The sequence below is a fragment of the Streptomyces sp. NPDC050619 genome, assembly GCF_040654815.1.
Taxonomy (GTDB): domain Bacteria; phylum Actinomycetota; class Actinomycetes; order Streptomycetales; family Streptomycetaceae; genus Streptomyces.
This window is the reverse complement of record NZ_JBFAIR010000024.1, coordinates 71,750-83,810: the sequence shown is the minus strand read 5'-3', so window position 1 is coordinate 83,810 and position 12,061 is coordinate 71,750. Positions and strand designations below refer to the sequence as shown.

The 12,061-nt window shown below is 70.2% G+C and carries 10 protein-coding genes; 5 read left to right on the top strand and 5 right to left on the bottom strand.

The window, feature by feature from the left end:
• Nucleotides 1-24: 24 nt before the first annotated feature.
• The gene (locus tag AB0I77_RS33445) at nucleotides 25-1,359 is read right to left on the bottom strand and encodes a DUF2252 domain-containing protein (protein WP_363286495.1); all 1,335 of its coding nucleotides are present in this window, start codon (nucleotides 1,357-1,359) and stop codon (nucleotides 25-27) included.
• A 237-nt stretch (nucleotides 1,360-1,596) separates the two neighbouring features.
• Between AB0I77_RS33445 and dnaE the strand changes: the two genes are divergently transcribed.
• Nucleotides 1,597-5,136, top strand: a complete 3,540-nt coding sequence (dnaE, locus tag AB0I77_RS33440; RefSeq protein WP_363286494.1) for a DNA polymerase III subunit alpha — start codon at nucleotides 1,597-1,599, stop codon at nucleotides 5,134-5,136.
• Nucleotides 5,137-5,235: 99 nt separating this feature from the next.
• On the opposite strand, the gene AB0I77_RS33435 is transcribed toward dnaE, so the two are convergent.
• A complete protein-coding gene (locus AB0I77_RS33435; protein WP_363286493.1) occupies nucleotides 5,236-5,400 on the bottom strand; it encodes a hypothetical protein in 165 nt (54 codons plus the stop codon).
• A 224-nt stretch (nucleotides 5,401-5,624) separates the two neighbouring features.
• On the opposite strand from AB0I77_RS33435, the gene AB0I77_RS33430 reads away from it, so the two are divergent.
• The 4 genes from AB0I77_RS33430 to AB0I77_RS33415 all read left to right on the top strand — a co-directional run bounded on the left by AB0I77_RS33430 (nucleotide 5,625) and on the right by AB0I77_RS33415 (nucleotide 9,628).
• Nucleotides 5,625-6,857: an NYN domain-containing protein gene (locus AB0I77_RS33430; RefSeq protein ID WP_363286492.1), complete on the top strand. Its 1,233-nt coding sequence runs from the start codon at nucleotides 5,625-5,627 to the stop codon at nucleotides 6,855-6,857.
• Between the two features lie 132 nt (nucleotides 6,858-6,989).
• On the top strand, nucleotides 6,990-7,955 hold the full coding sequence (locus tag AB0I77_RS33425) for an ABC transporter ATP-binding protein (protein WP_363286491.1): 966 nt from the start codon (nucleotides 6,990-6,992) through the stop codon (nucleotides 7,953-7,955).
• 82 nt (nucleotides 7,956-8,037) lie between these two features.
• Nucleotides 8,038-8,859, top strand: coding sequence for an ABC transporter permease (locus AB0I77_RS33420; protein ID WP_363286490.1), 822 nt, complete (start codon nucleotides 8,038-8,040; stop codon nucleotides 8,857-8,859).
• Between the two features lie 34 nt (nucleotides 8,860-8,893).
• Nucleotides 8,894-9,628 (top strand): AAA family ATPase, encoded by a 735-nt coding sequence (locus AB0I77_RS33415; protein ID WP_363286489.1) that lies wholly within the window; start codon nucleotides 8,894-8,896, stop codon nucleotides 9,626-9,628.
• 24 nt (nucleotides 9,629-9,652) lie between these two features.
• Here the strand turns inward: AB0I77_RS33415 and ybaK are convergent, their stop codons facing one another.
• From ybaK to AB0I77_RS33400, 3 genes are read right to left on the bottom strand one after another with little or no spacing between them, the layout of a single operon-like run.
• Nucleotides 9,653-10,153 (bottom strand): Cys-tRNA(Pro) deacylase, encoded by a 501-nt coding sequence (ybaK, locus tag AB0I77_RS33410; protein WP_363286488.1) that lies wholly within the window; start codon nucleotides 10,151-10,153, stop codon nucleotides 9,653-9,655.
• 27 nt (nucleotides 10,154-10,180) lie between these two features.
• Nucleotides 10,181-10,921, bottom strand: coding sequence for an LON peptidase substrate-binding domain-containing protein (locus AB0I77_RS33405; protein ID WP_363286487.1), 741 nt, complete (start codon nucleotides 10,919-10,921; stop codon nucleotides 10,181-10,183).
• 11 nt (nucleotides 10,922-10,932) lie between these two features.
• On the bottom strand, nucleotides 10,933-11,955 hold the full coding sequence (locus tag AB0I77_RS33400) for a hypothetical protein (protein ID WP_363286486.1): 1,023 nt from the start codon (nucleotides 11,953-11,955) through the stop codon (nucleotides 10,933-10,935).
• Between the last annotated feature and the right edge of the window lie 106 nt (nucleotides 11,956-12,061).

Below are 12,061 nucleotides of genomic sequence, written 5' to 3'. Positions count from 1 at the left end.
GGGTCCCTGTGAGCGGCCCTTTCGTCACAGACCCGGAATCCGGCCGTTGCGGAACAGGTCCACGAAGGTCTGGTGGTCGGCACGCGCGCGTGCGCCGTAGCCGTGCGCGAAGTCGACCAGCAGGTCCGCGAAGCCGGCGCCGTCGTCGGAGTCCGCCGCGAGCGCCGCGTCGATGGCCCGCTCGGTGGAGAAGGGCACCAGGGACTCGCCGGACTGGTCGTCCGCCGCCCCGTGCATGGTGGCGGTGGCCCGGCCCAGGTCGGCGACGACCGCGGCGATCTCCTCCAGGTCGTCGATGTCGCCCCAGTCGAGGTCCACGGCGTACGGCGAGACCTCGGCGACCAGCTGGCCCCTGCCGCCCAGTTCGGTCCAGCCCAGCCACGGGTCGGCGTGTGCCTGGAGGGCGCGCTGGGAGATCACCGTGCGGTGGCCCTCGTGCTGGAAGTAGTCGCGGATCGCCGGGTCGGTGATGTGGCGGGAGACGGCCGGGGTCTGGGCCTGCTTGATGTAGATCACGACGTCGTTCTCCAGGGCGTCGCTGTGGCCCTCCAGGAGGATGTTGTACGACGGCAGGCCGGCGGAGCCGATGCCGATGCCGCGGCGGCCGACGACGTCCTTCACGCGGTAGGAGTCCGGGCGGGCCAGGGAGGTCTCCGGCAGAGTCTCCAGATAGCCGTCGAAGGCCGCGAGGACCTTGTAGCGCGTGGCCGCGTCCAGCTCGATGGAGCCGCCGTCCGGGGCGAAGCGGCGCTCGAAGTCGCGGATCTCCGTCATCGAGTCGAGGAGGCCGAAGCGGGTCAGCGAGCGGGCGTCGCGCAGGGCGTCCAGGAGCGGGCCCTGGGCGGTGTCCAGCGTGAAGGGCGGTACCTCGTCGCTCTTGGCGCCGGTGGCCAGGGCGTGGATGCGCTCGCGGTACGCGCCCGCGTACACCTGCACGAGCTCGGTGATCTCGTCGTCACCGAGCGCCTTCGCGTACCCGATCAGGGCGATGGAGGCGGCGAAGCGTTTGAGGTCCCAGGTGAAGGGGCCGACGTACGCCTCGTCGAAGTCGTTGACGTTGAAGATCAGGCGGCCGGTGGCGTCCATGTACGTGCCGAAGTTCTCCGCGTGCAGGTCGCCGTGGATCCACACGCGCGAGGTGCGCTCGTCCAGGTACGGGCCGCCTCGCTTCTCAGGTTCGAGGTCGTGGTAGAAGAGGCAGGCCGTGCCCCGGTAGAACGCGAACGCCGAGGCCGCCATCTTCCGGAACTTCACGCGGAACGCGGCCGGGTCGGCGGCCAGGAGCTCGCCGAAGGCGGTGTCGAAGACGGCGAGGATCTCCTCGCCGCGGTGCTCGTCGTTGAGCTTCGGGACCGACATCGCTGGGTGCCTCCTGGTGCAGGTGGTGCATGACATGTGGGCCGGATTTCCGGGCCGGATCATTCCCTCACACCAACGTCCGACGGTGTGCGGGAGTGCCCGTGTTCTTCACATGAAGGTACGTGGGGCAGCCCTCGGAGTGTCAGTGCCGAGGCATAGACTTCGACGCTGTCCCCCCAGACTGTTCGCAGCAGGTCGGACCCTCGTCGATCTACGTTTGCCTTGGAGGCCGCAGCCGTGTCGAAGCCGCCGTTCACGCACCTGCACGTCCACACCCAGTACTCGTTGCTGGACGGTGCCGCGCGGCTGAAGGACATGTTCAACGCGTGCAACGAGATGGGCATGACGCACATCGCCATGTCCGACCACGGCAACCTGCACGGGGCGTACGACTTCTTCCACTCGGCGGAGAAGGCCGGGGTCACGCCGATCATCGGGATCGAGGCGTATGTGGCGCCGGAGTCGCGGCGCAACAAGCGCAAGATCCAGTGGGGTCAGCCGCACCAGAAGCGGGACGACGTCTCCGGTTCGGGTGGTTACACCCACAAGACGATCTGGGCGGCCAACGCGACCGGCCTGCACAACCTCTTCAAGCTGTCCTCGGACGCGTATGCCGAGGGCTGGCTGCAGAAGTGGCCGCGGATGGACAAGGAGACCATCTCCCAGTGGTCCGAGGGGCTGATCGCCTCCACCGGGTGTCCCTCCGGCGAACTGCAGACCCGGCTGCGCCTCGGGCAGGAGGAAGAGGCCCTCAAGGCCGCCGCCGAGTACCAGGACATCTTCGGCAAGGACCGGTACTTCCTGGAGCTGATGGACCACGGCATCGAGATCGAGCGCCGCGTGCGGGACGGTCTGCTGGAGATCGGCAAGAAGCTCGGCATCCCGCCGCTGGTGACGAACGACTCGCATTACACGTACGCGCACGAGGCGACCGCGCACGACGCGCTGCTGTGCATCCAGACCGGCAAGAACCTCTCCGACCCGGACCGCTTCCGCTTCGACGGCACCGGCTACTACCTGAAGTCGACGGACGAGATGTACGCCATCGACTCCTCGGACGCCTGGCAGCAGGGCTGCGCGAACACGCTGCTGGTGGCCGAGCAGATCGACACCACGGGCATGTTCGAGAAGCGCGACCTCATGCCGAAGTTCGAGATCCCGGAGGGGTACACCGAGGTCACCTGGTTCCAGGAGGAAGTCCGGGTCGGCATGAACCGCCGCTACCCGGGCGGCGTCCCCGAAGACCGCCAGAAGCAGGCGGAGTACGAGATGGACGTCATCATCCAGATGGGGTTCCCGGGCTACTTCCTCGTCGTCGCCGACTTCATCATGTGGGCCAAGAACAACGGCATCGCGGTCGGCCCCGGCCGAGGCTCCGCGGCCGGCTCGATCGTCGCGTACGCGATGGGCATCACCGACCTCGACCCGATCGAGCACGGGCTGATCTTCGAGCGGTTCCTCAACCCCGAGCGTGTCTCCATGCCCGATGTCGACATCGACTTCGACGAGCGTCGGCGCGTCGAGGTGATCAGGTATGTGACGGAGAAGTACGGCGCCGACAAGGTCGCCATGATCGGCACCTACGGCAAGATCAAGGCGAAGAACGCCATCAAGGACTCCGCGCGCGTGCTGGGCTACCCGTACGCCATGGGCGACCGCCTCACCAAGGCCATGCCCGCCGACGTCCTGGGCAAGGGCATCGATCTCAACGGCATCACCGACTCCTCGCACCCGCGCTACAGCGAGGCGGGCGAGATCCGCGCGATGTACGAGAACGAGCCGGACGTGAAGAAGGTCATCGACACCGCCAAGGGCGTCGAGGGCCTGGTCCGGCAGATGGGTGTGCACGCGGCCGGCGTGATCATGTCCAGCGAGCCCATCGTCGACCACGCCCCGATCTGGGTACGGCACACGGACGGCGTGACCATCACGCAGTGGGACTACCCCCAGTGCGAGTCGCTGGGCCTGCTGAAGATGGACTTCCTGGGCCTGCGCAACCTGACGATCATGGACGACGCCATCAAGATGGTGAAGGCCAACAAGAGCGTCGACCTGGAGATGCTCGCCCTCCCGCTGGACGACCCCAAGACCTTCGAACTGCTCTGCCGCGGTGACACGCTCGGCGTCTTCCAGTTCGACGGCGGCCCGATGCGCTCGCTGCTGCGCCAGATGCAGCCCGACAACTTCGAGGACATTTCCGCCGTCTCGGCCCTCTACCGGCCGGGCCCGATGGGCATGAACTCGCACATCAACTACGCGGAGCGCAAGAACGGCCGCCAGGAGATCACGCCGATCCACCCGGAGCTCGAAGAGCCCCTGAAGGAGACGCTCGGCCTGACCTACGGCCTGATCGTGTACCAGGAGCAGGTGCAGAAGGCCGCGCAGATCATCGCCGGTTACTCGCTCGGCGAGGCCGACATCCTGCGCCGCGTGATGGGCAAGAAGAAGCCCGAGGAGCTGGCGAAGAACTTCGTCCTCTTCCAGGAAGGCGCGAAGAAGAAGGGCTTCTCCGACGAGGCGATCCAGGCCCTGTGGGACGTCCTGGTCCCGTTCGCCGGATACGCGTTCAACAAGGCGCACTCCTCGGCGTACGGCCTGGTCACCTACTGGACGGCGTATCTCAAGGCGAACTACCCGGCCGAGTACATGGCGGCGCTGCTGACCTCGGTGAAGGACGACAAGGACAAGTCGGCGGTCTACCTCAACGAGTGCCGGCGCATGGGCATCAGGGTGCTGCCGCCCAACGTCAACGAGTCCGAGCAGAACTTCGCCGCACAGGGCGACGACGTGATCCTCTTCGGACTGTCCGCCGTCCGCAACGTCGGCACGAACGTGGTCGAGTCGATCATCCGCAGCCGCAAGGCCAAGGGGAAGTACGCCTCCTTCCCCGACTACCTCGACAAGGTCGAGGCCGCCGCCTGCAACAAGCGCACCACCGAATCGCTGATCAAGGCGGGCGCGTTCGACACCATGGGGCACACCCGCAAGGGCCTCACCGCGCAGTACGAGCCGATGATCGACAACGTGGTGCAGGTCAAGCGCAAGGAGGCCGAGGGCCAGTTCGACCTCTTCGGCGGGATGGGCGAGGAGGACAGCAGCGAGCCGGGCTTCGGGCTCGACGTCGAGTTCACCACCGACGAGTGGGAGAAGACCTATCTCCTCGCGCAGGAGCGGGAGATGCTCGGCCTGTACGTCTCCGACCACCCCCTCTTCGGTCTGGAGCACGTGCTGTCCGACAAGGCGGACGCGGGCATCGGGCAGCTCACCGGGGGTGACTACTCGGACGGCTCGATCGTCACCATCGGCGGCATCATCTCCGGCCTCCAGCGCAAGATGACCAAGCAGGGCAATGCCTGGGCCATCGCCACCGTGGAGGACCTCGCCGGTTCCATCGAGTGCATGTTCTTCCCGGCCACCTACCAGCTGGTGTCGACCCAACTCGTCGAGGACGCCGTGGTGTTCGTCAAGGGCCGCCTGGACAAGCGGGAGGACGTGCCCCGCCTGGTCGCGATGGAGATGCAGGTCCCCGACCTGTCGAACGCGGGCACCAACGCGCCCGTGATCCTCACCATCCCGGCCACCAGGGTCACCCCGCCGATGGTCAGCCGCCTCGGCGAGATCCTCAGCCACCACAAGGGCGAGAGCGAGGTCCGGATCAAGCTCCAGGGGCCGCGCAAGACGACGGTGCTGCGCCTGGACCGGCACCGGGTGAAGCCGGACCCGGCGCTGTTCGGCGACCTGAAGGTGCTGCTGGGTCCGTCCTGCCTGGCCGGCTGAGCGGCTGGGCGACCGGACAACTGACGTGCGCGAGGGGCGCATCCCGTACGGGGTGCGCCCCTCGCATGTACCTGGGCTTCAACGGCCCGTTACGCAGAGTCAGTTGTGGCCGAAGCGCTTCTGACGGCCCTTGCGAGCCATGTCGCCAGGGGTCACCTGCGGGGCGCGCTGCTCGGCCTGCGTCTCCGTCGTGGACCGCTGGGGCTCCTGCTGGCGACGCTCGGAAGACGGCTGCTTGCGGTCACTCTTCTTGTTCTTGGCCATGGTGATCTGCCTCCTGTGGGGGATCTAGGGGCCAGGTCCGGAACCAGATTCACATAGGCTGATAAAGAACGCATGTCGGATAATTACCGTGCGTGACAAGGCATGTCGGTCCGCGATGTCCCGAAACGCCACGCCGAAGATCGAGTTCCGGCCGTTAACCTCCGCACGGTCGGGCAGACTCGAAGCAAGCCCGAAGCAAACCTCCCGGGAAGAGGGTGAGTCGTGTGGACCGCTGCATCGTCCTGGTGGACGCCGGGTATCTGCTGGGGGCCGCCGCCAGTCTCCTCGCCGGAGAGCCCTCGCGATCCCGGATCACCGTCGACCACACCGCCCTCATCCACGGGCTGCGTGAACGCGCCGAGTCCGATACGGAACGGCCCCTGCTGCGCATCTACTGGTTCGACGGAGCCCCCGACCGCGTCCCGCAGCCCGAGCACCGCAGACTGCGCGTGATGCCCAGGGTCACCGTCCGGCTCGGCGCCCTGACCCGCAGTGACGGCCGCTGGGCCCAGAAGGGCGTGGACGCGGCGATGCACGCCGAGCTGACCGAACTGGCCCGCAACCGCGCCTGCTCCGACATCGTCCTGGTCACCGGCGACGGTGATCTGCTGCCGGGCATGATGGCCGCCAAGGAGCACGGCGTCGCCGTACACCTGTGGGCCGTCCAGGCCGCCGACGGGGACTACAACCAGTCCGAGGACCTGGTCGCCGAGGCGGACGAGCGGCGGGTGCTCGACCGTACGTGGATCACCAAGGCCGTGCGCGCCAAGGAGCTCGGCGGGGTCTGTGCGCCGCAGCCGGCGCCCCGGCCCGAGATCGCCGCGATCCTGTCCGCGCCGCTGCCCGAGTCCGCGCTCTCCCGGGCGGGCGAGCGGCCCGCCGAGGAGGGGGAGCACGCTCCGGCCGCCGCCTCGGAGAACGGCACGCAGGAGCGGGTGCCCGCGGCCAAGGGCGTGCCCACCCCCAAGGACCTGGCGGCGCTGCGCGCGCCCGGCGTCCAGGCCGCGCAGCCCGCCGCCCCGCACCCCCCGACCGCGACCCTGCGCTGGTCCTCCGACAAGGGCTGGGTCGACCGGCCCGGCGCCGCCGCGGAGCCCCCCGAGGTCGCCTCCATGCCCACGCTCGCCCAGCTGACCACGGCCGAGCAGCGGTGGGCCGACCGCGAGGAGGACATCACCACGGTCGGCGGTGATCCCTTCGAGGTGGGGCAGGTCTTCGCGCGGCGGTGGATGGAGCGGCTCGGGGACCACCAGGGCCATGTGCAGAAGCTCTCCGGGATGTATCCACGCATTCCGCACCGCATCGACGGGGAGCTGCTGCGGTACGCGGCCCGGTTCGGGCTGCTCGCCCACAAGGACGACCAGATCGACGAGCACGACCGGTACGCGATCCGGGCCGGGTTCTGGCGGGAGATCGATGTGCGGACGGCCGCGGAGCAGGCGCCTGTCGGCGAGTGAGATCTTTACCGGCGGATGTGCCGTTATGGACCGACCCGAGAACCGGCCGCGGCTGCCGACCCCGTAGTCTCCTCCCTTGTGAGTACGCGCGCGGCACAGGCACTTCGACACGGTGGTGATGTCGTGTGCGCGGTGCGCGGACTCAGCAAGACCTATCCGGCCGTACGAGGTCGGCGCGGCGTTGTGGCAACACCCGAGGTGAGGGCCACCGACGACGTACGGCTGGACATCCGGCGCGGTGAGATCTTCGGGCTCCTGGGGCCGAACGGCGCCGGGAAGACCACCCTCGTACGGCAGCTGACCGGGCTGATGCGGCCCGACCGCGGCAGCGTCGAGATCCTCGGGCACGACATCGTGCGCCACCCGGAGCGGGCCTCCCGGATCCTCGCCTACCTGGGGCAGGAGTCGAGCGCCCTCGACGATCTGACCGTGTCGCTCGCCGCCGAGACCACCGGACGACTGCGCGGCCTGGAAGCGGCGCGGGCGCGGGCCGAGCGGGACGCCGTACTGGAGGAGCTGGGGCTCACGCCGATCGCCGCGCGGCCGCTCAGGAAGCTGTCCGGCGGGCAGCGCCGCCTGGCGTGCCTCGCCGCCGCGCTGGTCGGAGAGCGGCCGTTGCTCGTCCTCGACGAGCCGACCAGCGGCATGGACCCCGTGGCGCGGCGCGCGGTGTGGTCCGCCGTGGACCGGCGCCGGGCCGAGCACGGGACGACCGTCCTGCTCGTCACCCACAACGTCATCGAGGCCGAGACCGTCCTCGACCGGGTCGCCGTGCTCGACCGGGGGCGCGTGATCGCCTGCGACACCCCCACCGGCCTCAAGGAGCAGGTCGCCGGCGAGGTGCGGGTCGAGCTCGTGTGGCGCGAGACGGCCCCGCTGCACGTCCCCGAGGTCGCCGCGCTGCTGGACCGGGCCGTTCAGTCCGGACGCCGCTGGACGCTGCGGCTGGCCCCGGAGGAGGCCCGTACGGTGGTCGCCACCGTCACCGGCGGGGCCGCGTTCGCCGCGCTCGACGACTTCACGCTCGCCACCCCCAGCCTGGAGGACGTGTACCTGGCGCTGGGCGGTGCCGCGCAGCAGGGGCTGGTGAAGGCGTGAGCACGTTGAGTACCCGGGCCGGTGTATCCGTACCGAACAGGACGACTGCCCGAGTGAAACCGAGAGAGGGGAGCCGCGCGACGTGAGTGTCGTACCCGCCGAGGTTCTGCCGGGCAGCGCCCTGGCCGTTCAGGAGCCGGTCCGGGAAGCGGCCGAGCTCGGTCCGCGGGCGCGGCTGTGGCCGGCGCTGGCGGCCGTGTACCGGGCCCAGCTGTCCCGGGCGCGGGTCGCGCGCATCCCGCTGCTGTTCGTGGCGACCTTCCAGTCGATCGGGATCATGATCCTGATGCGCGGGGTCGTGGACGGCGGCGGTGAGGCCGAGGCGGTGGTGGCCGGTTCGTCGGTGCTCGTCGTCGCCTTCGTCGCGCTCAATCTGCTGGCGCAGTACTTCGGGCAGCTGCGGGCCAGCGGCGGGCTCGACCACTACGCGACGCTGCCCGTGCCGCCGGCGGCGGTGGTGCTGGGGACGGCGGGCGCGTACGCCTCCTTCACCGTGCCGGGGACCGTGGCGACCGCGGTGTTCGGATGCGTGCTGTTCGGGCTGCCGCTCGCCCACCTGTGGGTCCTGCTGGCCGTCATCCCGCTCGCGGGTGCCGCACTCGCCGGGCTGGGGGCGGCGTTCGGGCTGCTCGCGCCGCGCCCGGAGCTGGCCACGCTGCTCGGGCAGCTGGGCATGTCGGCGGCGCTGCTGCTGGGGGTCCTGCCGGCCGACCGGATGCCGGAGGCGGTGCGGTTCCTGCGGGATCTGCTGCCGTCGACGTACGGCGTGGAGGCCTTCGCGCGGACCTTCGGACCGCATCCCGACTGGGCCGTCGTGCTCGGTGATCTCGCCGTGTGCGCCGGGGTGGGCGTGGTGTCCCTGGCCGTTGCGACCTGGGCCTACCGCCGGGCAGCCGTCCGATGACGCGCCGCACAGGTGGGCCTGGCACGATGTCAGGGTGACCGCACCGTTGACTCCGCCTCCGCCGCCGCATGAACAGCCCTCGCACAGTGCGTGGCAGGGTTCGCCCCCCGGGTACGTGGCTCCCGCGCCGGACATGACCTACGGCGCGGACGGTTCGTACGGGCAAGGTTCGTATGGACAAGGTTCGTATGGACAGGACGGTCCCGGGATGAAGACCGAAGTGCGGGAGGCCGCCGTGATCACGGTGGCGGTGGCGCTCGGCGGCGTGCTGCTCGGGCTGCTGTGGTGGTGGCTGGCGCCGCACGTGCCGCTGGTGGGCGACGTGGTCGAGAAGAAGTGGGTCGTCTACATCGCGGACACCGAGGGGGAGCAGGCCGTCGGGGTCGACGGAACGTTCACTCTGCTGGCGTTGGCCTTCGGGGCCGTGAGCGCGCTCGGCGTGTTCCTGGTGCGGCGGCGCGGGGGCGTGCCGCTGGTGGCGGCGCTGACCCTCGGGGGGCTGCTGGGGGCGTTGCTGGCGTGGCGGGCCGGGATGTGGCTCGGGCCGACGCGGGACGTGGTCGCGCATGCCAAGGAGGTCGGCAAGGGGGTCACGTTCTCCGCGCCGTTGGAGTTGGGGGCGAAGGGGGCGTTGCTGGCGTGGCCTGTGGCCGCGCTGGTGGTGTACATGGGGCTGATGGCGTTGTTCGGACCCCGGGATCCGGAAGAGCTCGGCTCCTATCAGCAGGGCCCCGTCCCGAAGGACGGGTACGGATCCCCGCAGGCGTGACACGGCCCTGCCGCACCGGAGGGGTCAGGCACGGCCGATGGGCGCCAGGACGGCTTCCGTCAGCTTGGTGAGGTCGTCGGGGGAGAGTTCGACCTCCAGGCCCCGGCGGCCCGCCGAGACGCAGATCGTGGGGTGCGCGGAGGCCGACGCGTCGAGGACCGTGGGCAGCTTCTTGCGCTGGCCGAGGGGGGAGATGCCGCCGCGGACGTAGCCCGTGGTGCGTTCGGCGAGGGCCGGGTCGGCCATCGCGGCGCGCTTGCCGCCGACCGCCGCCGCCAGCGCCTTGAGGTCCAGCTGGCCCGCCACCGGGACGACGGCCACGGTCAGGGCGCCGTCGACGTCCGCCACCAGCGTCTTGAACACCCGCTCCGGCGAGACGCCCATCGCCTCGGCCGCCTCCTCGCCGTAGGAGGGGTGGGAGGGGTCGTGGTCGTAGGAGTGGACCGTGTAGGGCACCCCCGCGGAGGTCAGGGCGACCGTCGCGGGCGTGCCTCCCGACTGCTGCTTCTTCGACTTCTTCGCCATCGTGGCCTGTTCCCCAAAAGTGCTGCGTCAGTTGAGACTCGTCGGGCCGCGCGTCAGCTCGGCCGCCGGCAGTGACGGCAGATTACGGATGATCGCCGTCTCCGAGCGAAGGAGTTTCAGTTCGTCGCGCAGCCGGGACGCGGTGTCCGGGGCCTGGAGCAGACGCTGCTTCGTCGGGATGTCCAGCATCATCGCGGCGGCCACCAGGTACGAGACCACGGACGGTTCGTCCGGCAGGTCCGCGCCGGTGGACAGGGATCGCTCCCGGGCGCCCGCCAGACGCTTCTGGTACTGGCGGAAGGACCGCAGCACCCCTTCCGCCAACGCGCCCGCCTCGTCGCCCGGCTCCTCCGGCAGCTCCTCCAGCTCCGCCGTCAGGAACGGGCCCGACGCGTCGACCGACAGCAGCCGCACCCGGGTCGTCCCGGTCGCCAGAACCTCGAAGGTGCCGTCCGGCCGCTCCCGGAGCGTCGCGGCGTCCGCCACGCAGCCAACGCCGTAGAACGCCTTGAGCGGGTCCTCGCCGAAGCCGGCGGCCGCTCCGCGCTCGGGTACGGCCGTCTGGTCCGGCAGGCCGGGTGAGGTCGGCGCCACCTCATGGCCGTCGCGGATCGCCACGACGGCGAAACGGCGCGGTTCGTCCTCGGGCGTCTTCAGCAGCTCGCGCATCATGGCGCGATAGCGCTCCTCGAAGATGTTCAAAGGAAGCACAAGTCCCGGGAACAGCGCCGAGTTCAGGGGGAAGAGCGGAAGCCGCACGGTGGTCACGACGCAAAAGCCTAATGGTCGCCGGAGCGGGCACGTCCGGTGCGCTCACTCCGTGGATGGGAAGCCGCCTTGCGGCGGACCTCGTCGCGTACCTCCAGGAACCGGCCGAGGGGGTCGTCCGAGAACCGGTCCCAGGGGAAGGACGTGGCGTACGGGCCGATCAGGCGCAGTTGTTCTCCGGCGTCCGGCCAGCGCTCCAGCCGTACCAGGACGTACATCAGCTTGTTGCGGACCTCGGCCGGCCAGGGGGCGGCGGCCGGGAAGAGGGCGGAGAGCGCGATCGCCCGGTCGGCTGCCGCGTCCAGCCGCTCGCGGGGCAGGGTCGACAGGCCGCCGCCCTCGGTCAGATAGGCGAAGGCAGCCCGGGCCGGCAGTGCCTGGACGAGCGAGCCGGCCGGAGCGTCCTGCGCGGCCAGGTCGGCGAAGTCGAAGCACTCGCGGTGGGAGCCGTGCCAGAAGGAGGCGAGGTAGCGCAGGGCCGCCACATGGCAGCCGTAGTGGTGCGGGGCGCGGCGGACCGCCGCCTCCCACAGCTGCTCGAAGTACTTGGGCCCGGCCTGCGCGCCGCGCGCGTGGTCCAGCGCGATCCGCCACGGCACCGGGTCGCGGTCGTCGCCGTGCGCGGCAGCCGTGATCAAGGGGCTCACCTGGCGCAGCAGTTCGGCCCGCGCCGGGGACTGCCAGGCGCGGTCCACCGCGAGCTGGGCGCCGACCAGCAGCGCGTCGGGCTCGTACGGGGAAGCTGTACGCCAGGCCTCGTACCACTCGTCGCGCGAGCGGGCGAAGGCCGCGAGTCTCCGCGCGTAGCGATCGCGGTTTTCCCAGTCGGCGGAGGTGCGGGTGGCGGCGAGCAGTTCGGCGGCGGGCCGGTACTCGCCCCGGCCCGCCGCGACCAGGGCGGGTCCGAGCCGGTCGTCGGGCGCGTCGAGGAACACCTCGTCGTCGGCGGGCGGACCGCCGACGGGGCGCGAGAGCTTCCGGGGCACCCGGGAGGCGCGGATGAACGGGGGCAGCAGGGACATGGTGCTGACCATTGAAGGACCGCAGGTCAACCGTGCGCCAGCGGGAACGGGCAAGTCGTGGAAAGTTGTACGCCCCAAGGTCAAGGGAAGGTAAAGATGACGACCTTTCAACAACTTC

Excerpts from the sequence above, each read along its gene's own strand:
- ybaK (WP_363286488.1), bottom strand. The coding sequence starts at position 10,153 with ATGGCGAAGAAGTCGAAGAAGCAGCAGTCGGGAGGCACGCCCGCGACG.
- AB0I77_RS33435 (WP_363286493.1), bottom strand. The coding sequence starts at position 5,400 with ATGGCCAAGAACAAGAAGAGTGACCGCAAGCAGCCGTCTTCCGAGCGT.
- AB0I77_RS33400 (WP_363286486.1), bottom strand. The coding sequence starts at position 11,955 with ATGGTCAGCACCATGTCCCTGCTGCCCCCGTTCATCCGCGCCTCCCGG.
- AB0I77_RS33445 (WP_363286495.1), bottom strand. The coding sequence starts at position 1,359 with ATGTCGGTCCCGAAGCTCAACGACGAGCACCGCGGCGAGGAGATCCTC.